This window comes from Clostridium pasteurianum BC1, assembly GCF_000389635.1.
Classification (GTDB): domain Bacteria; phylum Bacillota; class Clostridia; order Clostridiales; family Clostridiaceae; genus Clostridium_I; species Clostridium_I pasteurianum_A.
The window spans coordinates 3,389,688-3,411,228 of sequence record NC_021182.1 but is presented as its reverse complement, the minus strand read 5'-3'; the positions used below and the strand labels follow the sequence as shown (position 1 = coordinate 3,411,228).

The window sequence follows — 21,541 nt, the reverse complement described above, 5'->3', positions numbered from 1 at the left end:
TTTACACTCTCGGGTGAAAATATTACCATTCATTAGTTCGCCCTTTCTTACTATGATAAATAATGGCTACTATAAGATTCATCTTAATCTCTGCATCAATGAGTATCAATTTTTTTTATATTATTTCCATCACTTGTAATTACTATATCACCATTTAAATCTGTTCTATATATTTTACAATTGATATTATTAAGTTTATCTAAAGTGAATTTATGTGGATGGCCGTAATCATTATTTTTACCACAGCTTATAACAGCAACTTTAGGAGAAACTTCCTTTAAAAAATCTTCACTAGAGGAACTACTGCTGCCATGGTGTCCTACCTTTAATACATCAGAGGATATATCAAAACCATCATTTATTATCTTCTTTTCATCTTCCTGTTCTGCATCTCCAGCAAAAAGAAATTTGGAATTTTTATATGTTATTTTTAATACAACAGAATAATTATTTAGATTATCATAAGAGGCTTTTTTAGGAGATAATATTTGACATTCTACATTTTCCCATAGGTTTATATGATCACCTGGATCTAATACAGTTATTTTCATATTTCTATTTTTCAACGTACTTATAAGATTTCTAAAAATAGAAGTGGTAGGAGGATTATATATTTTGGGACCAATGAATTCATTAATTTTAAAACTTTTAACAACAGCTTCCATTCCTCCAATATGATCTTCATGGGGATGGGTTTCTATTAGGTAATCCAGTGTAGTGATACCTTGAGTTTTTATATAGGATACAACCTTATCCTCAGCATCCTTAGGACCAGCATCAATAAGGAGGTTTTTATTATTAATCTGAACTAATTCGCTGTCACCTTGTCCTACATCTATATAATGTACTATTAATGTATCGGAAGGATAATTGATTTTTACTATAGAGGAATTTGTAGACAGACGGCTTATCACATTGATTATAGAAAAATTATAAGTTTTGAATAAAGAAGACATGAAGATGGACATAAATATAAGTAAAGGAAACATGTATATGTAAAATCTTTTTAACCTTAGCTTCATAGGTGCTCCTCCTGTGGTATATAGTTGTATTGCTTAAAATGTATTATAATTATTAACAATATTACAAATAATAATCAATTGAAGCATAAAATTAATTCAGTAAATTTCTATGTTAAATATGTATTAATTAATTAAGCAATAGTTTACTTGAAAAATATGTGACCAGTTAGTATAATTAAACTGCGTAGTACAATAATACATCTGAAAATAAGTAGTAAGTCAATATTCTTAGTAGGGTGACTAGTATTTATTTATGATGCCTAAAAGAAAGAGGTAAACTTTATCATGTTTTTTTTGAAATATATTTATATTGCAATATTACTGTTTCTAACCTTATTTTTAAGAATATATTTATTTGTTATAAAAAAGATAGAATCTCCTGAAAAGTATGATAATGCAGTATTCTGGATAGTAAATGGTTGGGCAGCTTATGTATTGAAGGTTATAGGGATAAAGGTAGAGTTAAAGGGAATAGAAAATTTGCCCAAGGGTAATTGTCTAATTGTGTCAAATCATCAGGGAAATGCAGATTTTTTAGTACTTATGTCAAGACTTAATAAACATATGGGCTTTCTCGCAAAAAAAGAAATACTTAAGCTTCATATAGTAGGCGCATGGATGAAATCTATGCATTGCGTATTTATAGACAGGGAAAATATAAGAGAATCCTTAAAGGCAATTAATGAAGGTATTGAAAATTTGGAAAAGGGTTATAGTATGGTTATCTTTCCAGAAGGTACAAGAAGTAAAAGTCATGTACTTGGAGAGTTTAAGAAGGGCAGTATGAAGATGGCTACTAAATCATCTGTACCAATAGTACCAATTGTCCTTGACAATACTTTTAAAGTTTTTGAAGAGGGTAATGGAAAGCTTAGGCAGGCAGAGGTAACTATGTCAATATTGGAGCCTATAGATATAGTTAAATTGACAAAGGAAGAAAAAGCTAAGTTGGCAGAAATAGTAAGAGAAAAAATCCAGAATGAATTAAATACTTTAAGAAAAAGATAATAATGAAATATATAATTTTGCAATAAATAGTTCATTATAATATTTAACAATATGAAATTTTAGAAAAAACCTCTTTATATTTACGAAATTAATAAATATAAAGAGGTTTTTTGAAATTTAAAAAATGACAAAAAATTCATAGTTGCAATAAATGAATTATATATTGCATTTGAGTAATTGTTAATGCTGATTTTGAAGGCAAAGTTTCATGTATAAATATCCATTATATAATATTAGAAAGTTAAAAAATAATTGATTCAATTAGGAACAATATTTTATGAATTAAATACAATATATATAATATATATGAAATATTTATGATGCAGTTATGCAAATGCTGAAATATTTAGGGTTACAATTATGAAAAACTGTGGTAAAATATTTGAGTAAATATGAAAAAATCATTATGCATTTATAATATTTATTCATAAAGCTTCACAAAATTCGATAAAAGTAGTAAAATAATTAGTAAATTATAATTTGTAGAAACAAATTACTGTTATTACTTAAGTGAATTGAGGAATGCCCTTACTTGCAATTTTACAATTAATAAGGAGTGATAGTATGAAAGGTTTTGAACCTAATTTTGATAAAAATGATAACGGTGCTGGTTTTAATATAAAGGATGTTAAAGAACCCAATCTATATAGAGATTTATTTCCCTATTCAGAAATACCAAAGGTGAAGTTTGATGGAGAATTAGTGCCAATAGATTTACCAGAGGATATTTGGATTACGGATACCACTTTTAGAGATGGTCAACAGTCTATGACTCCATTTAAAGTAGAACAAATAGTAAGACTTTTTAATTATTTACATGAACTTGATAATAATTCTGGTATTATAAGACAGACGGAGTTTTTTACTTATACTAATAGAGATATTAAGGCCCTTGAAAAATGTATGTCTTTAGGATATGAATTTCCGCAAATTACTACATGGATAAGAGCTAATAAAGATGAACTTGCTAGGGTAAAGGAATTAGGGGTAAAGGAAACAGGTATGCTTATGTCCTGTTCTGACTATCACATTTTTAAAAAATTAAAATTAAACAGAAATGAAGCTTTTAATAAGTACATTGATGTAGTAGAAAAGTCTTTAGAATATGGAATAGTTCCAAGAATACATTTGGAAGATATAACAAGAGCTGATTTCTTTGGATTCGTAGTTCCTTTTGTAAATAAACTTATGGAATTATCTAAAGAATCAAAAATACAGATAAAAATAAGGGCCTGTGATACTTTGGGTATGGGAGTCTCTTATGCAAGTACAGCCCTTCCAAGAAGTATTCAGAAAATAATTAATGGTCTTAGAATTTACTGTAATGTACCACAGTCATCTCTAGAATGGCATGGTCATAATGATTTTTACAATGTGGTATCGGGATCAACAACTGCGTGGCTATATGGATGCTCCAGTGTAAACACAACCCTTTTGGGAATTGGTGAGAGAACAGGAAATTGCCCATTAGAAGCTATGGTTATGGAGTATGGTCAAATTAAGGGAAATACAAAAAATATGAATTTGCATGTAATTACTGAAGTAGCAGATTATTTTTCAAAAACTATGGGATACGATATTCCAATAAGAACACCTTTTGTGGGAAGTGATTTTAATGTTACAAGAGCAGGTATTCATGCAGATGGAATGTTAAAAGATGAAGAAATATATAACATTTTTGATACTAATAAAATTTTAGATAGGCCCATAGTAGTAGCAGTTAATGAATATTCTGGCCTTGCTGGAATTACTGCCTGGATAAATACTTATTTTAAACTAAGCGGTGATGATAAAATTAGTAAAAGAGATGAAAGAGTGGCAGAATTAAGAGACTGGGTTGAGTCTCAATACGAGAATGGAAGAACTTCTGCTATAAGCAATAAGGAACTTGAATTGGTAGTAAAGAGAACTTTTACAGAGCTTATGTATGTAGAAGGAAGTTGTGTGGGCTATAATAAGTAGATTTCCTGATAGAAATCCGTTCGAGCATTCTTAAAAAGAAAATAATGGAAGCACGTCCATAAATAATTCATCTAAACTGAGTGGAGAAATAAATTTACACTCAGTAAGATTTATTTATAATTAATTAAGCTATGTGGAATTAAAATATTATGATGAAATCAATTTGGAGGTAAAAAAATGGGTCTAACAATTACAGAAAAAATTATAAAAAATCACTTAGTTTCTGGCGAAATGGTAAAGGGTTCAGAAATAGCAATAAAAATTGATAGAACACTAACTCAGGATTCTACAGGAACTATGGCATATTTGCAATTTGAAGCATTAGGCATAGATAAAGTTAAAACAAAACAATCTGTAGCATACATTGATCATAATATACTTCAGACTGGTCCGGAAAATGCAGATGATCATTTGTATATACAAACTGTTGCTAAAAAACATGGAATTTACTTTTCAAGACCTGGAAATGGTATTTGCCATCAAGTAAATTTAGAAAGATTTGATGTTCCTGGCGATACACTTATAGGATCAGATAGTCATACACCAACTGCAGGAGCTATGGGTATGCTTGCTATTGGTGCAGGTGGACTTGATGTTGCTGTTGCTATGGGTGGCGGTGAATATTATATTAACATGCCTAAGGTTGTAAAGATAAATTTAACAGGTACATTTAATCCAATGGTATCTGGAAAAGATATTATTTTAGCAGTACTTAAAAAATTTACTGTTAAAGGTGGAGTAGGAAAAGTATTTGAATATGTTGGAGAAGGCTTAAAGGGAATATCTGTTCCAGAAAGAGCAACTATAGCTAATATGGGAGCAGAACTTGGTGCAACTACTTCGATTTTTCCAAGTGATGAAAGAACTCTTGAATATTTAAAGGCTCAGGGAAGAGAAAAAGATTTCATTGAATTAAAACCAGATGAAGATGCAGTTTATGATGAAGAAATGGATATAAATCTAGATGAACTAGTGCCATTAGCAGCTTGTCCACATAGTCCTGATAATGTAAAATCAGTTAAAGAACTTAAAGGAACAAAAGTAAATCAGGTTGCCATAGGAAGTTGTACAAATTCTTCTTATCTAGATATGATGAGAGTTGCAAATATTTTAGAGGGAAATACAGTAGCTGAAAATGTATCTCTTGTAATTTCACCGGGATCAAAACAAGTTTTAAATATGCTTGCAGAAAATGGAGCACTTGCAAAGATGATAGCAGCTGGAGCTAGAATTCTTGAATCTGCTTGTGGACCTTGTATAGGAATGGGTCAGTCACCTGCTACTAATGCAATTTCACTTAGAACTTTCAATAGAAATTTTGAAGGAAGATCTGGAACGAAATCAGCACAGATTTATATTGTGAGTCCTGAAACAGCAGCAGTAGCAGCTATAAAAGGATACATAGAAGATCCAAGAGTTTACGAAGCAGATCTAGATATAGAAATGCCTAAGTCATTTTCAATAAATGATAATTTAATTGTTCCTCCAGCAGAAAATGGAGAAGATGTTGAAATAGTAAGAGGTCCAAATATAAAGCCTTTCCCAAAGGCGAAACCACTGTGTGAAAAAGTAGAGGGTAAGGTGCTGATTAAAGTAGTAGATAATATTACTACAGACCACATAATGCCTTCAAACGCAAAACTTTTACCTTATAGATCCAATATACCTCATTTAGCAGATTACTGTTTAACACCTTGTGATGCAGAGTTTCCTAAAAGAGCTAAGGAGAACAATGGTGGTATCATAGTGGCTGGAAGCAACTACGGACAAGGATCTAGTAGAGAACATGCTGCTCTTGCACCACTATATTTAGGAGTAAAAGCAGTACTTGCTAAGTCATTTGCTAGAATTCATATGGCAAATTTAATTAACAATGGAATATTGCCACTTGTTTTTGAAAATGAGGCTGACTATAATAATATAGCTGAAAATGATGAACTATTAATAGAAAATGCTATTGATCAGGTTAAGAGTGGAGTAGTAAAAGTAAAAAATATAACTAAAAATGAAGAATATAAGATGTTATTAAATATTTCTGAACTTCAAAAGGAAATACTAATTAGCGGCGGAAGACTTAATAACATAATAAAGAATAGATTATAGAAATGAGGATAAGATATGAGTAAGGAATATAAAATAACCCTTATACCTGGTGATGGAATAGGACCAGAAGTTACTGAAGCGGCAAGACTTGTTATAGAAGCTTCCGGCGTAAATGTAAACTGGGAAGTAGTTGAAGCTGGAGAAAAGGTAATGGAAGAATACAATACTCCACTTCCAAATTACGTTTTAGAGAGTATAGAAAAAAATAAAATTGCTCTTAAGGGGCCAATAACTACACCAGTGGGTAAAGGCTTTAGAAGTGTTAATGTGGCATTAAGACAAAAGTTTAATTTATATGCCAATGTAAGGCCAGTTAAAACTTATCCAGGTGTAAAATCAAGATATACAGATGTTAATTTTGTAATTATTAGAGAAAATACAGAAGATTTATATGCAGGTATTGAGCATAAAATAGGTGATTATGCAGCAGAAAGTATAAAGTTAATTACAAGACCAGCCAGTGAAAGAATAGCTAAATTTGCTTTTGAATTAGCTAAAAATGAAGGTAGAAGAAAAGTTACTGCTGTTCATAAGGCAAATATAATGAAGTTTTCAGATGGATTATTCTTAGAGTGTGCTAGAAAAGTAGCAGAAGAATATAAAGATAGTGATATAGAGTTTGAAGATGTAATTGTAGATGCTATGAGCATGAAACTAGTGCAAAATCCTGAAAGATATGATGTATTAGTTTTACCGAATCTCTATGGTGACATACTTTCAGACATGGGAGCAGGTCTTGTGGGAGGTCTTGGAGTAGTACCAGGAGCAAATGTTGGTGAAAACATAGCTGTATTTGAAGCGGTTCATGGTTCAGCACCAGACATAGCAGGAAAAGGTCTAGCTAATCCATTAGCTACAATATTATCTGGAGTTATGATGTTAAGGTATCTAGGAGAATTAGAGGCAGCTGATAAAATAGATGCTGCAGTTACAAAGGTACTTGAAGATGGAACTAAATTAACACAGGATTTAGGTGGAGCTGCTAATACTAGTGAGTTTGCAGAAGAAATAATAAAGAATTTATAAAAATAAAAGGGTAGCTTGACTACTCTTTTAGGGAACGTACATAGATTTCTGTTAATCAAATCTATGTACGTTCTTTTTATGTGTATATAGCTGTTAATAATGGGAATAACATCATTAAAATATTTTAATATATATGTTGCAATAATTATATTCCTAATAAAATATTTATTTCATTTAAGTAGATGCGTTATCTAAATGTTATTTATTAAGTGATCAATTTTAGTTGTAACTTATATAATGGATAAGATTTAAACATGTATAATGGGAGATATGTTAACCTAGAATAGTAAAATTATTTTATAAATATAGTATATTTATAAAAAATACTGTATATTTATAAAACAATATTGCATATTTATAAAAAAAGATATATAATAACATGTATGAAACATAGAAACAATAACTAAATAACTTGATAATTATGCCTATAGATAATTTCTACATTCATATGAGTCTATATTAGATATTTGGGTAAATTATGCTGGAAACTGTATAATTAATAGAATATAATAAGTTACAGCATTAATAATTAAGTTGAAATTGTATATTTATAACGTGAAAGGATGGTTTCATTATGAAAGATAAAGTTGTTTTAGCCTATTCAGGAGGATTAGATACATCTATAATAATTCCATGGCTTAAGGAGAATTATGATTTAGATGTAATTGCAGTATGTGTAGATGTAGGTCAAGATGAAGATATGAATGCAGTAAAAGAAAAAGCAGTGAATTCTGGTGCTTTTAAAATATACGTAGAAGATGTAAAAGAAGAATTTGTAACAGACTATTTATTTAAAGCCATAAAATCTGGTGCAGTATATGAGGGGAAATATCTTTTAGGAACATCTTTTGCAAGACCATTAATAGCAAAAAAACTTGTGCAAATAGCACATGAAGAAGGTGCTAAATACATATGTCACGGTTGCACAGGAAAGGGAAATGACCAGGTAAGATTTGAAACAAGTATCGCAGCATTAGATCCTTCAATTAAAATTATAGCTCCTTGGAGAATATGGGATATAAAATCAAGAGAAGATGCAATAGACTATGCTGCAAAAATGGGAGTGGAAGTTCCTGTTACAAAGGAAAAAATCTACTCAATGGATAGAAATATCTGGCATGCAAGTCATGAAGGTGGAGATCTTGAAGACCCAAGAAATGAACATAAAAGAGATATGTACGTAATGACAACACCACCTGAAAAAGCTAAAGATGAATCTACTTATGTAAGTATATATTTTGAGCAGGGAGTTCCTAAAAAAATTGATGGTAAGGAATTAGCACCTGTAGAATTACTAGAGCTCTTAAATAAATTAGGTGGAGAAAATGGCATTGGTGTTATAGACTTAATAGAAAATAGACTTGTGGGAATGAAATCAAGAGGAGTATATGAAACTCCAGGTGGAACTATACTTTATTCTGCTCATAATGAATTAGAATATTTGACATTACAGAAAAATACTTATCACTATAAACAATTGATAGCTCAAAAATATGCAGAACTTGTTTATGATGGATTATGGTTTACAGATTTAAAAGAAGCTCTTGATGCATTTATAGATAAGACTCAAGAACATGTAACGGGAATAGTAAAGCTTAAGCTTTACAAGGGAAATATTATGGTCGCCGGAACAGATACACCTTATGCCCTTTATGATGAAGGAATATCTTCATTTGGTGCCAGTGAGCTATATGATCATAAGGATGCAGAAGGTTTCATAAAATTATTCAGTCTACCTTGCAAGATAAAGGCTATGAAGGTTTCAAAGGAAGGTAAATAGTTATGAAACTTTGGGGCGGAAGATTCAAAAATGCTGAAAGTAAGCTGATGGAGGACTTTAATAGTTCCCTCAGTTTTGACAAAACTTTATATTATGAAGATATAATCGGTAGCATTGCACATGTAAAAATGCTTGTTAAATGTGAGATTATTTCTGAAGAAGATGGTAATAAAATCATTGAAGGCTTGGATTCTATTCTTAAAGATATAGAAGAAGGTAAACTTAAAATTGAAGGAGACTATGAAGATATACACAGCTTCATGGAAGTGAATTTAATTGAGAGAATAGGTGATGCAGGCAAGAAGATGCACACTGCTAGAAGTAGAAATGATCAGGTTGCTTTGGATATGCGTTTATATTCAAAGAAAAGGGCTCAGGAAGTAGTAGAAAATTTGAGTCGGCTTCTAGGTACAATAAAAACATTAGCAGAAAAAAATGATTATATAATGCCCGGGTATACTCATATGCAAAGAGCTCAGGTAGTCACTTTTAAGCATCATATGATGGCTTATTTTAATATGTTTTCAAGAGATAAAAAGAGAATTGAAAATTCCATAGAAATAATGGATGAAAGTCCTCTAGGCTGCTGTGCACTAGCAGGAACTACCTATAATACTGATAGAGCCTTTACTGCTAAAGAACTTGGCTTTAAGGGGCCAGTAAATAATTTCTTAGATGGAGTTAGTGATAGAGATTATATTATAGAATTGACTTCTGACTTTTCTCTAGCTATGATGCATTTAAGTAGGCTCAGTGAAGAGATAATCATTTGGAGCACAAAGGAATTTGACTTTATTCAATTAAGTGATGAATTTTCTACAGGAAGCAGTATTATGCCTCAAAAGAAAAATCCGGATGCAGCAGAGCTTATAAGAGGTAAAGCTGGTAGAGTTTATGGAGATCTAGTATCTATATTAACAACTATGAAGGGTCTTCCTCTAGCATATAATAAGGATATGCAGGAAGACAAAGAGGGATTCTTTGATGCATTGAATACTGTATTAAGCTGTATTAAAATTATGAATGGAATGCTGGCTACTCTTAAGGTGAAAAAGGATTCGCTGCTTAAAGCTGTAAAACATGGTTTCTTAAATGCAACAGAAGCAGCAGACTATTTAGTTAACAAGGGCATGGCTTTTAGAGACGCCCATAGAGTCATTGGTGAAATTGTATTATACTGTGAAGAAAAGAGTTTACCTATAGAGGATTTAAGCATTGAACAGTTGAAAGAATTCAGTGGTTTATTTGATAAAGATATATACGAATTCATAGATTATGAAAATACTCTTCATAAGGGTATAAAAAAACATATGAGATAATGAAATTTTAATAAACAGATTTCTAAGTATTGTATTTACGATACTTAGAAATTGTTATCTATGTATGCAACAAATCTTTACTCCAAGTGCAGCAGGAGTATTAGAAGGAATATTTACTGAAATATGTGTAAAGAGGTTTAGCCTATATGAAAATATTAGGTTAAACCTTATTTTTATGCATATTTTTGTATGACCAAGTATAAAACCTAATTTTTATAATCTCACTTTTTATAGTAAATGGTAGGAAATAAATGTAATTAGATATCATATAATAAATAATCCCTATGTAAATTTAACAAATATTAAAATATAGCTTAAATAAATAATAAAAGTCTAAAAATGCAATTTTGATAATGCATAACTTTCATTTATATGATATAATTACACATGTTGGCTATAAAAATGAATGAAATAGCTGTATATACTTGCATGGGATTTAAGAGGGGGTTATTTTATGCGTAAGGATTTTTCACTAAGTAATGATAAAGCAATGATTAATTTTACTTCAAAATATTGTGTTACTCATGAGCAATTATTAACAAGTAATGGATTTAGAAGGGTTATGATAGCATATCTAAACAGTCTTGAGAAAAGAGGTTCCAATCTTTATAAATACATAAAGAAAAGTATAGATGAAATAGACGAGGAAAAACTAACAGATGACATAATAAATGTGTTTAAGTTATTAATTGTTATGGATAGGGAAGAAATTTTAAAATTAAACAACAAGTATGAAGTATTTTTAAAAGATAAAAATATAATTGTAAATTTCGTAGAAGGTTTGTATGGCTTTTGGAGAAAACTGGAAAGGTATACTATTGTTCAAAATACTAGAGTGAACTATGGATTTGAAAGTGTAAATTTCATTGATGCAAATACTCAATTTTCAAAGCTTATATTAGTAACTTATAGAAAGATTGAAGAAAACATAATAGGAACTAAGCCTAATGTTTATAGACAATTACCTGCTGGAGGTAATGTGGGTTTAATAATGAATCACATAAAATGGGGAATTCCAGAAGGCTATGAGTGCTTAAAAGATATACCTTTTATAGATTCAGTTTTAGTAGATCCTCCATTCATAATTTATCCTAAAAAGAACACCAGATCCGGTATATTCAATGAGTGTTTTGAAAATCCTATTGAAGGTTGTGAAATTAATTCAGATCACTGGTTCTGTTATCCTGCAAAGGTAGGAGAACTTTTGGCATATGTATATTTTCAAAGGGATTTTATGAGCCATGGTATTTCTATGTGCAATCTATTTGAGATGGCAAGACGTGAGGAATACGAAAATATTAAGCCAGATATAGTTTACGTATTTGGTGGAAAAGATGATTATGAAGAGGTTAGAACAGTTTTCTATGACGATAAGGAAAATGATATCATGCTTGGATATGTAAGCTATGATGATGCTATAGATTATTTTGGATACATGAAGAAAATGACATTGACACTTCATAATTTAATAATGATTAAAAGAGGATATTTGCCAATTCATGGAGCTATGGTGAATATTGTTACTAAAGATGATAAAATAGCTAATGTCATAATTATGGGAGATAGTGGCGCAGGTAAATCAGAAAGCCTTGAAGCATTTAGAGAACTCAGCGAAGACTATATAAGTGATATGACTATAATATTTGATGATATGGGAGTAGTAAAGCTGGATGGGGATAATAAACCAAAGGGATATGGTACTGAAATAGGAGCCTTTGTAAGATTGGATGATCTTGATCCTGGCTATGCCTTTAGGGAAATAGATAGGAGTATATTCATGAATCCTGATAAAATAAATGCCAGACTGGTTATGCCCGTAGCCACTTATAATGATATAACTAAGGGTTATCCAATAGATTTATTCTTATATGCAAATAATTATGACGATGATGGGGATAAATTAGAATTCTTTAATAGTCCAGAAGAAGCATTACCTACATTTAGAAATGGAGCAAGAATGGCAAAGGGTACAACTTCAGAAAAAGGACTAGTTAAAACTTATTTTGCAAATCCTTTTGGGCCTGTACAAAAACAGGAAGAAACAGAAAAACTTTTAATAAGCTATTTTGATCAATTTTTTAAAGCTGGAATAAAAGTTGGTCAGATAAGAACTTGTCTTGGTATTAAGGGTAAGGAAAAGGAAGGTCCTAAAAAGGCAGCAATAAAGCTTCTTGAAACAATAAAATCTCTATTTTAATTTAGGCATCCTAAAGAAGTGAAATAGAATATAAGTAAAATTTTGATTGTTATTTATTTCTAACGATATATTTAAAAAGATTTTGCATTAAAAATTAAAAAAAGATACGAAAATAAAGCCCTAAATGGGGGCTTTATTTTTTATAATATTATCTGTCTACTCTTCTATCCCTATCTCTTCCTAAGAAGGATATTGAGTATAAGCCTGCTATACCTACTAAGGCGTAGATAACTCTTGTGAAAGTAGACATATTACCGAATAAAGCGGCAACTAAATCAAATCTGAAGAATCCTATTAGACCCCAGTTTATAGCACCTATTATAACTAATACAAGTGAAATGATATCTAAGCTTTTCATAATAAAGCCACATCTCCTTTATTGAAATTTACAACTTTATTATGCCTAGTTTTTATTAAATTATAACTTTAATAAAGTAAATTTACTTAAAGTTTTATTCTATGTATCATTAAAATTGTATATTTCTATCTATTGGCTGCGATAGAGATATAAAGGTACTGGTTCTTTGGACACCGTCTATTACCTGTATTTTTGTCATAAGTAGATCTTGCAAGTCACCTATACTTTTACATATTACTTTAGAGAAAATGGAATACTCTCCAGTAGTATAGTGAAGTTCTACTATTTCTTTAATACCCTTTAACTGTTCTAAGGCACTAAGATATGAAGTAGCCTTATCCAGATATATTCCTATAAAACAGCATACGTCATAGCCCAATTTTGAATTATCAATAATGAGCTTTGTACCTTTGATAATTCCTAGGTCCTCCATTTTTTTCATTCTTACATGAATGGTTCCTCCACTTACATGACATTGTCTTGCTATTTCAAGATACGGTGTTCTTGAATCTTTAACTAAGATATCTAATATTTGAATATCAAGTTCATCTAAACCACTAATATTAAAATTCATCTAAATCAACTCCTACATTTAACAATCAATAATATTATACCAAATATATTGATAATTTATCAAAACAAAATTGAATAATTTTTAATAAGTTTCGTATTTTTCAAATATTGCACCTAAAAATTATTAAAATAATAAAAAACAATCAATATATTATTATTATTACACTTTTTGTGGAAAATTTATACATGTACTTTTAAGAAATTTAAGATAGTTTTAATTAATAATGAAATGTTGTATAATTATTTTAGAAATTATATAAATTGTTTTGGAGGATTACAATGTTTTTAAATGAAAGAAATTCTAAAATAGATATTGACGTAAATATGTTAAATAAATATAAAATGGACAAAATAGCCTATTTTGATATTGAGACTACAGGATTTGATAAGGATGAAGATGTAATAATGCTAATATCACTTGGTTATTTTTTAAATAAAAAATCTTTTTACATAAAACAGTATTATGCTGAAAATATTGAAGAGGAAAAGAATATACTTTTTGCGTTTAAGGAGGATTTAAAAAAATACAGGGGGTGGTGCTCCTATAACGGTAAAGCTTTTGATGAGCCATTTATAGCAAATAGAATGCTAAGAAATGATATAAATGATTTTATACCACCATCAGAGCATGTGGATCTCTATAGACTTATAAGGCCTTATTATAAGCAGCTAGGTATGGAGAGATGTAATTTAAAAAGTGTAGAAAAATATATAGGCATAAATAGATTGGATAAAATAGATGGAGGAATAAGTGTAGAGTTATACAATAAATATTTAAAAACTAATGATGAAAAATTAAAAGATGTAATAATGCTTCATAATTATGAAGATGTGCTTAATTTACCTAAAATATTCAAGGTAATTTTTGATATTGATAACTCTGAAGAAGTGGTAAGAGATAATAGCATAACAGAAAAGCAGCTGAGATATCTTAAGTTTTTACTAAATAAAAATAATGTAAATATTGATACTCCTTTAGAAAGAATTTCTAAAAGAGCGGCTTCTAAGGTTATTGATAATTTACTTAAAGGTAATTCAGAATCAGAAGAACTTTTAGATATTATTAATAACAGTTATTAATAAGTAAAATATAAAGAGGGGAAAGGAATTAAATAATGTAAGCATTAATAGAATTTTAAATTTCAGATGTAGTTTTTTACATCTGAAATTTAAAATTCTTCATTTAGAAAGTAACTATGTTATCTGGAGTGTTACAGTTGTTTACTTTTTTCCTTAATTAAACCCTTCCTATAAGCAAGAAGAAGCATTTTTAAATCTTCTATTTGGTGCTGAAGGACTATCCCTATGTCCGTATCCGCTACTCTCTTCCTAGCAGAGGAATGCTCTAAAACTACTATGGAGGAGAGTATATCTGTTTCTTCTTTTATTGCTTTTTCTGTAGATTCAAAGGGCTGATGGCATATTAGCTGCAGACCAAAGGAATTGTAAATTAAGGTGTATCCAGCCATACCGGTTTTGGATTGATAAGCCTTTGAAAAACCTCCGTCTATTACCATGAGTTTACCATTAGCTTTTATTGGGCTTTCTCCATTCTTTTTTTCTACTGGTACGTGGCCATTAACTATATGGGATTCTTCAGGATCTAGTCCAAATTCTATCAATATTTTATTACATATATCTTCATTGTCTCTAAAATCATAATAAGGATCCTTTTTTTCATAGTGAGTTTCTTCTTCTTTGATAAAATATCTTTCAAAGGTTGCCATTTTTTCCTTGCCGAAAAGTGGAGAAAAGGGTCCTGCCCACAAATACCACATTATATCTGTATTATGTTGACTTTGCCTTAGTTTATTTCCGTGGAAAAAACTTTCTCTAGTAAGAATTTCTAGCTTGTCTAAAAGTGCTTTACCACTATACTCTTTCCCCTCTAAATCCACTTTTTTAAAATCTCCATTTTCATCTAATGGAATGCAACCATGGTACAGAAGGTTAGAGTTAATTTTTAAATATAGGCTTCCATTTGAGAATAAAAAACGAACATGTTTATTAAGTTTCTCACTGCTAATAAAAGAAAATTTTAATTTTTCTAGAAGCTCTTTTTCCTCTGGTGTAAGCTTATATGGATTTTCAGGATTAATAGTTGGGAAATTTGTATCAGTGATTTTGTATACCTTTTCCCCAAGATGAATACATCCCTCTTTATAATCAATTTTGTCCAATAATAGCCTATTAGACATGTTGAATTCAGGGTGTCTTGAAATAATTTCTTTTTCCAGCTTAAATTGAATTATGGATATAGCCTTGTGCATTTGCGCTGTAAGTTGAATTTCCTTTAGAGTATAGGTACTTTCACCATCGAATTTTGGTAAGAAATTTTCGCAAGGGTCATTTTTATAGAACTCCATTGCAAAGGTAGCCAGAGGAAGCAGGTTTATTCCATAACCATTTTCTATAGTGTCCAAATTTGCATATCGTGTACAGATTCTTACCACGTTGGCAATACATACATCAGAACCAGAAGCTGCACCCATCCACAATATATCGTGATTTCCCCACTGGATGTCCACAGAATGATAATTAGCTAAAGTGTCCATAATTATATCTGCACCTGGGCCTCTGTCAAAGATATCCCCAATTATATGAAGTCTGTCTATAACTAATCTCTGTATTAATTTTGATAAGGCAATTATAAATTCCCTTGCTCTGTCGATATCAATTATGGTATTTATGATTTCACCATAGTATTCGTGTTTATCTGCTCTATCAGGTTCCTCGTGTAAAAGCTCCTCAATAATATAGGAAAAATCCTTTGGAAGGGCCTTTCTAACCTTTGAACGGGTGTATTTAGAGCAAACATATCTGCATATTTCAATTAATCTGTACAGTGATATTTTATACCAATCATTAATATTTTTTTCCTCTCTTAAAACTATATCTAATTTTTGTTCAGGATAATATATAAGAGTGGCAAGACTTTTCTTATCACTTTCACCAAGAGCATTGCCAAAGACATCTTCAATTTTTCTCTTAATTACACCAGAGGCGTTTTTCAACACATGGAGAAAAGGTTCATATTCTCCGTGTATATCCGTAAGAAAATGTTCAGTACCTTTTGGTAAATTTAAAATTGCCTGAAGATTAATTATTTCAGTAGAAGCTTCATTAATGCTGCTATATTGCTGAGCAAGTAAGTTTAAGTATTTTAGATTACTTTTAATTTTTGTATTTGGTATAGATTTGTTTGTCATAAACTAACATTCCTGCCTTTCTTAATGAATGTAATTACAAATACAGTTTATATAGTACTATTTTAACATAATAACCTATTTTAAAGGAGTATAAAATAATATTTTTTATTGCAAATAGAAGCAATTGAGTAGCACAATATATAATTAGTATATCAAAATAAAAGTATTAAAATAACTATATACAGATTATTTTAATAGTAGAAACTGTAATTAGTAATTTGAACCAATAAGGAGTACTTGTCCAATCTATATAATTTTCAATTACAAATAGCTTAATAATATTTGTGTAGATTTTGAGTTTCCATAGCTGTTAATAGCTTTTTAGTAATGTAAATTATATAAAATAAATTATATATTAAGAATTGGATAATGTGAAGATTGTATTGTAAATATATGTAAAAATATGCTATGATAATTAAGTGCTGTATATGCCGTAATAAATCAAAGCTTATAATTAATTTAATATATTACTCATTGATTGAAGTTTAAAAAAAATTTATACAATATCTATATGTTAATTGTTATTTATAAAATATAATAAATTTATTAATATTTATATCATATTTATTATTTCAAGACAATCTTAAATAATAAACTATGTAATTTTTATTGTAATTTAAAAAATATATAGTATGTAATTAAAAATTTTCTGTTTATCCTATGACTATCCACTCTAATACTCCCATCCTTTTTTAGTGGGAGTGAAGAGTGGATACGTCGCTGGATAACGATTTGCCCTAAAGGACAACGAGTTCTAAGCATCACAAATCGATACTAAGAACTCTGTTAGTAACCATCAGGTGGAATAAAAACTCCACCTGATGCCAAGACCCCTTTTTATACTATAAAAATTAATTTAAAATACCATTTTAGGATATATGTCAATAATATAAAAAATTTAAGGCGAAAGGAAATTATTTATGGAAAGCATAGAGAAAAAAACGTGGTTTACAATGGTAAATGAATTTATACACAAATATGAAGAATGTATATTTAATTTCTTTTTTTTGCTGTGTCTCTTTATAGCCTTCATATATGGCATTAGCTTTAAGATTATGAATGATGGCTTTTGGCACATTAAAGTAGGAGAATACATTATAAAAAATAGAACTATACCCTATCATGATATATTTTCTTGGTATGGCATGTCTAAGAACCTTCAATGGACTAGCCATGAATGGTTATTTGGGGTTCTTTCATATTTAATTTACTCTATTCATGGTTTCTTATCAGCAGCTATATTTATGGGAATAATGAATACATTGATTTCCTTTATGCTCTACAAGCTTTTAGAAATAAGAAGTAAAAGTAAATGGATAGCTCTCATTTGCATGGGTTCTTACATAATTATGTTTGGAAGTGAGGTATCCCTCGCCTTTAGACCTATAATTGTATCATTATTACTCATACCTGTTACCTGTATTTTGCTGGAAAAGAATAGATATATAGCTGCCATATTTGTAGTTATTTTAGGCATAAACTTTCATGGTGGTGTTTATCCTATATATATAATTGTATTTGCCTACTATACTCTATTTAAGAATTATAAGTATTTTGCAGCCGTACTTGTAGGAGTATTTGTGAACCCCTATACATATGGCATATATTTATATACTATTAGATCCATGAGTGAAATGCATCTGCAAAAGCAGTACATAAACGAATGGAAAGTTACTCAAATATATGATTTGAAGTTTTCACTGGCAATAATAATTTTTATTGTATTTATCTACATCCTCGGTAAAGTAAAGCTTAAAGACATTTTATTTTCTGGAAGCTTCATAATATTGTCTATTTCCGCTGTAAGGCAAATAATATTTTTACCTATTTTAGCATTGCCAATAATATCTCCCTACATAAAGCCTGCATTAAATGAGTTTATTGAAAGGTACATAGTTCACAATGAAATTATAGAATATATCAAATCAAAGATTGGATTTTTTAAGGGCACACTAATAAAAAGTATAATAATTATAGCAATAGAGTTAGCAATAATTATCCCTAATGGATCATACTGTTATGACTTTTTCAAAAATGGAATGAAAATATTTAGAATAAGTGCTTCAGATTGTCCTGTACAAGCAGTTGACTATATAAACAAACATCCTGAAATAAAATACAGTCATCTTTTAAGTCACTATAATGACAGCCAATACTTAATTTTTAGAGGGATACCAACCTTTGTAGATAGTAGGGCAGATTTATTTCTCCCTAGCTTTAATAAGGATACAAATGCCTTCTATGACTTTATGCACGCTTTTATAGATTTATATGATCCACAGGATCTTATTAATAAGTACAATATAAAATATATACTGGTAAATAAATCCTATTCAATCTATGGAATTTTAAATGGTTATAAAAATTTATCTGTGGTTTATGAGGACAGCAATTATTGTATTTTTAAAGTGGATTATTTTATAGGGAATATTTATTGATGTTTTTTTGTTATGTATTTGTATTGGCTCTATAGTGAGATATAATAATAAGGATAATAAATAGTATAAGTTTTTGTTTTAGAAAATAGTGTATGGTTATTATAAAAAATAACATCATAAAAGTTGAAAAAATTCATAATAGTTTAGCATTAAGCATTGAATATAATGATACGTTGTACAAAAATGCCCTGTTTTTTGATTTAGAGCACTATGTATATAAAAAGCCTATATGTATAGGACTTAAAAATTTAGAGAAAATATTTGAAATAGAAAGAGAAAGTGCGGTTATAAGTGGTTCTAATTTAGCTAAGACCATTAGTAAAATTATAAAGGATAAAGATTATTTCAGCAGAATACCTGAGGAGAAAAAAGATAAAATACTTTTGTATAATCAACAGGATATGGTGAGCCTTTTTTATATATTAACTAATTGGAAAAAATATGTATAGTTTATAATTAAAAAATTAAAAAATTAAAAAATAGCTTATGTATTTGTAAAATATTATCATAAGATTAATTTTTAACATATAAAATTTGAATTTTAAAATAAAAAATATAATTAATAACTGTAAATATGTAAAATTTAAGTAGAATTAATGAATTTATTATGCTATAATGAAGTCATAAAAATGTTGGATTACCAATAAATGTGCAGAATATTGTCGAATTGGCTTTAATAGCATAAAATTCTAAACTTAGCTAAGTGTTCCTTCTTATAAGTTTAGAAGAATTGTTTAAGGACATGAATTTGTTATATTAATGAACAAAAAAAATTATAATTAAAGATTTAGTTATAAAATATAACTAAAGTGTGATCTTGGAAATGAAGGTGCATAAATGTGGCAGCATTTAATAAGAAGAGAATTGGCGATTTATTAGTTGATTCAGGAAAGATTACAGAAGAGCAGCTTCAAACGGTATTAAAGAAACAAAAGGCAACAGGAAAGAGAATAGGAGAACTTTTAATTGAAGAAAAGTTTTTAAGCCAAGATGATGTTATAGATATTCTGGAAATACAAAATGGTATTCCTAGAGTATATATGGAAATGACTAATGTGGACAAGGAAGCTATACAAGCTGTACCTGAAAGCTTAGCAAATAAGTATGTGCTAATTCCAATTAAGATAAAAGATAATACAATCCATGTAGCAATGGTTGATCCATTAAATATGTTTGCTTTAGATGATGTTAAAATAGCTTCGGGCTATGAAGTGGAACCATTGCTTGCCACAAAGGATGAAATAGTAAAGGCTATAGATAAATATTATTCTAGTCAATATATTCAAAAGGCTGCAGAGGATTTGACAAAAGAGCATAGGTTGGCCTCTACGGCGGAAAGCCAAGAAATAGAAGAAGAAGTCAAAAATGCACCAGTAGTAAGACTTATTGATTCCATAATTAAGAATGCTACAAAGGCTGGAGCTAGTGATATACATATAGAACCCTTCGAAAATTATGTGAGAATAAGATATAGAATTGATGGAGAGCTAAAAGAAGTACTGAAATCACCAAAAGAAACTTTGGGAGCACTAATTGCTAGAATAAAAATACTGGCAAACTTAAATATAGCTGAGAGAAGAGTACCTCAGGACGGGAGAATATTTACAGAATTTGATGGGAATAAAATAGATCTCAGAGTCTCAATGATTCCTACAATATTTGGTGAAAAGGCAGTTATAAGAATTCTAAACAGAGAAAATTTTATAATTGGTAAAGAAAAATTAGGATTTAATAGTGTAGAGCTTGAACAAATTAATACTATGGTAAAGGCACCCTATGGAATAATTCTTGTAAGTGGACCTACAGGAAGTGGTAAATCTACTACACTATATTCCATATTAAATGATTTAAATACTGAAAATAAAAACATTATTACGGTAGAAGATCCGGTGGAATATATGATGGAGGGAGTAAATCAAGTTAATGTAAATGCAAAGGCGGGACTCACCTTTGCATCAGGTTTAAGATCTATTCTTAGACAAGACCCAGACATTGTAATGATTGGGGAGATAAGAGATAATGAAACCGCAGAAATTGCCATAAGGGCAGCTATAACAGGACATCTTGTTTTAAGTACTATACACACTAATGATGCTCCATCCTCCGTTGTAAGACTTTTAGATATGGGTATAGAGCCTTATTTAGTGGCTTCAGCAGTAGCTGGAATAGTATCTCAAAGGCTTGTGAGAAAGATTTGTCCACACTGCATGGAAGAATATGAAGCTGAAGAATATGAAAAAAAGCTTTTAAAGGCTGATGTAAATCAATCTTTAAAGTTAAAGAGAGGAAAAGGCTGTGATTATTGCAGCGGTCTGGGATACCTTGGCAGAATTGGAGTATATGAAATAATGGAAATATCCAGAGCACACAGCGAATATATTATGAAGAACAAAAATACAGATGAACTTAGGGATTTATGTATTGAAAATGGTATGAAAACCTTGAGAGATGCCTGTGTAGATCTAGTGCTAAAGGGTATTACTACTACAGAAGAAATGGCTAAAATTGCTTACTTAAAAGAATAAAAGCTTTAATAAATCTATTCA

15 protein-coding genes are annotated in these 21,541 nt (G+C 29.8%); 11 read left to right on the top strand and 4 right to left on the bottom strand.

Annotated elements, in window-relative coordinates:
• Positions 1-95 precede the first annotated feature (95 nt).
• A complete protein-coding gene (locus CLOPA_RS16190; protein WP_015616510.1) occupies positions 96-1,022 on the bottom strand; it encodes a ComEC/Rec2 family competence protein in 927 nt (308 codons plus the stop codon).
• Positions 1,023-1,307: 285 nt separating this feature from the next.
• Here CLOPA_RS16190 and CLOPA_RS16185 point away from each other — a divergent pair, with 285 nt between their 5' ends.
• The 7 genes from CLOPA_RS16185 to CLOPA_RS16155 all read left to right on the top strand — a co-directional run bounded on the left by CLOPA_RS16185 (position 1,308) and on the right by CLOPA_RS16155 (position 12,417).
• Positions 1,308-2,030: a lysophospholipid acyltransferase family protein gene (locus CLOPA_RS16185; RefSeq protein WP_015616509.1), complete on the top strand. Its 723-nt coding sequence runs from the start codon at positions 1,308-1,310 to the stop codon at positions 2,028-2,030.
• A 564-nt stretch (positions 2,031-2,594) separates the two neighbouring features.
• Positions 2,595-3,992, top strand: a complete 1,398-nt coding sequence (locus CLOPA_RS16180) for an isopropylmalate/homocitrate/citramalate synthase (protein ID WP_015616508.1) — start codon at positions 2,595-2,597, stop codon at positions 3,990-3,992.
• Positions 3,993-4,169: 177 nt separating this feature from the next.
• Positions 4,170-6,095, top strand: coding sequence for an aconitate hydratase (locus CLOPA_RS16175; RefSeq protein ID WP_015616507.1), 1,926 nt, complete (start codon positions 4,170-4,172; stop codon positions 6,093-6,095).
• 15 nt (positions 6,096-6,110) lie between these two features.
• A complete protein-coding gene (locus CLOPA_RS16170) occupies positions 6,111-7,121 on the top strand; it encodes an isocitrate/isopropylmalate dehydrogenase family protein (protein ID WP_015616506.1) in 1,011 nt (336 codons plus the stop codon).
• Between the two features lie 574 nt (positions 7,122-7,695).
• On the top strand, positions 7,696-8,901 hold the full coding sequence (locus tag CLOPA_RS16165; protein WP_015616505.1) for an argininosuccinate synthase: 1,206 nt from the start codon (positions 7,696-7,698) through the stop codon (positions 8,899-8,901).
• A gap of 2 nt (positions 8,902-8,903) precedes the next feature.
• Positions 8,904-10,220: an argininosuccinate lyase gene (gene argH, locus CLOPA_RS16160; RefSeq protein ID WP_015616504.1), complete on the top strand. Its 1,317-nt coding sequence runs from the start codon at positions 8,904-8,906 to the stop codon at positions 10,218-10,220.
• 454 nt (positions 10,221-10,674) lie between these two features.
• The gene (locus CLOPA_RS16155; RefSeq protein ID WP_015616503.1) at positions 10,675-12,417 is read left to right on the top strand and encodes a phosphoenolpyruvate carboxykinase (ATP); all 1,743 of its coding nucleotides are present in this window, start codon (positions 10,675-10,677) and stop codon (positions 12,415-12,417) included.
• 148 nt (positions 12,418-12,565) lie between these two features.
• On the opposite strand, the gene CLOPA_RS16150 is transcribed toward CLOPA_RS16155, so the two are convergent.
• On the bottom strand, positions 12,566-12,775 hold the full coding sequence (locus CLOPA_RS16150; protein ID WP_015616502.1) for a DUF378 domain-containing protein: 210 nt from the start codon (positions 12,773-12,775) through the stop codon (positions 12,566-12,568).
• 109 nt (positions 12,776-12,884) lie between these two features.
• Positions 12,885-13,349, bottom strand: coding sequence for an Lrp/AsnC ligand binding domain-containing protein (locus CLOPA_RS16145; RefSeq protein ID WP_015616501.1), 465 nt, complete (start codon positions 13,347-13,349; stop codon positions 12,885-12,887).
• A gap of 278 nt (positions 13,350-13,627) precedes the next feature.
• On the opposite strand from CLOPA_RS16145, the gene CLOPA_RS16140 reads away from it, so the two are divergent.
• Entirely contained in the window at positions 13,628-14,428 is an 801-nt protein-coding gene (locus CLOPA_RS16140) for a ribonuclease H-like domain-containing protein (RefSeq protein ID WP_015616500.1), read from the top strand.
• 131 nt (positions 14,429-14,559) lie between these two features.
• Here CLOPA_RS16140 and CLOPA_RS16135 read toward each other — a convergent pair whose 3' ends face one another.
• Complete coding sequence (locus CLOPA_RS16135) at positions 14,560-16,557, bottom strand: fructose-bisphosphatase class III (protein ID WP_015616499.1); 1,998 nt, start codon at positions 16,555-16,557, stop codon at positions 14,560-14,562.
• Positions 16,558-17,477: 920 nt separating this feature from the next.
• Between CLOPA_RS16135 and CLOPA_RS16130 the strand changes: the two genes are divergently transcribed.
• From CLOPA_RS16130 to CLOPA_RS16120, 3 genes are all read left to right on the top strand, one after another.
• Positions 17,478-18,995 carry a hypothetical protein gene (locus tag CLOPA_RS16130; RefSeq protein WP_015616498.1) on the top strand — a complete coding sequence of 506 codons (1,518 nt, stop codon included), beginning with the start codon at positions 17,478-17,480 and terminating at the stop codon, positions 18,993-18,995.
• Between the two features lie 92 nt (positions 18,996-19,087).
• Entirely contained in the window at positions 19,088-19,444 is a 357-nt protein-coding gene (locus CLOPA_RS16125) for a ribonuclease H-like domain-containing protein (protein WP_015616497.1), read from the top strand.
• 390 nt (positions 19,445-19,834) lie between these two features.
• Complete coding sequence (locus CLOPA_RS16120; protein ID WP_015616496.1) at positions 19,835-21,520, top strand: GspE/PulE family protein; 1,686 nt, start codon at positions 19,835-19,837, stop codon at positions 21,518-21,520.
• The last annotated feature ends 21 nt before the right edge of the window (positions 21,521-21,541 follow it).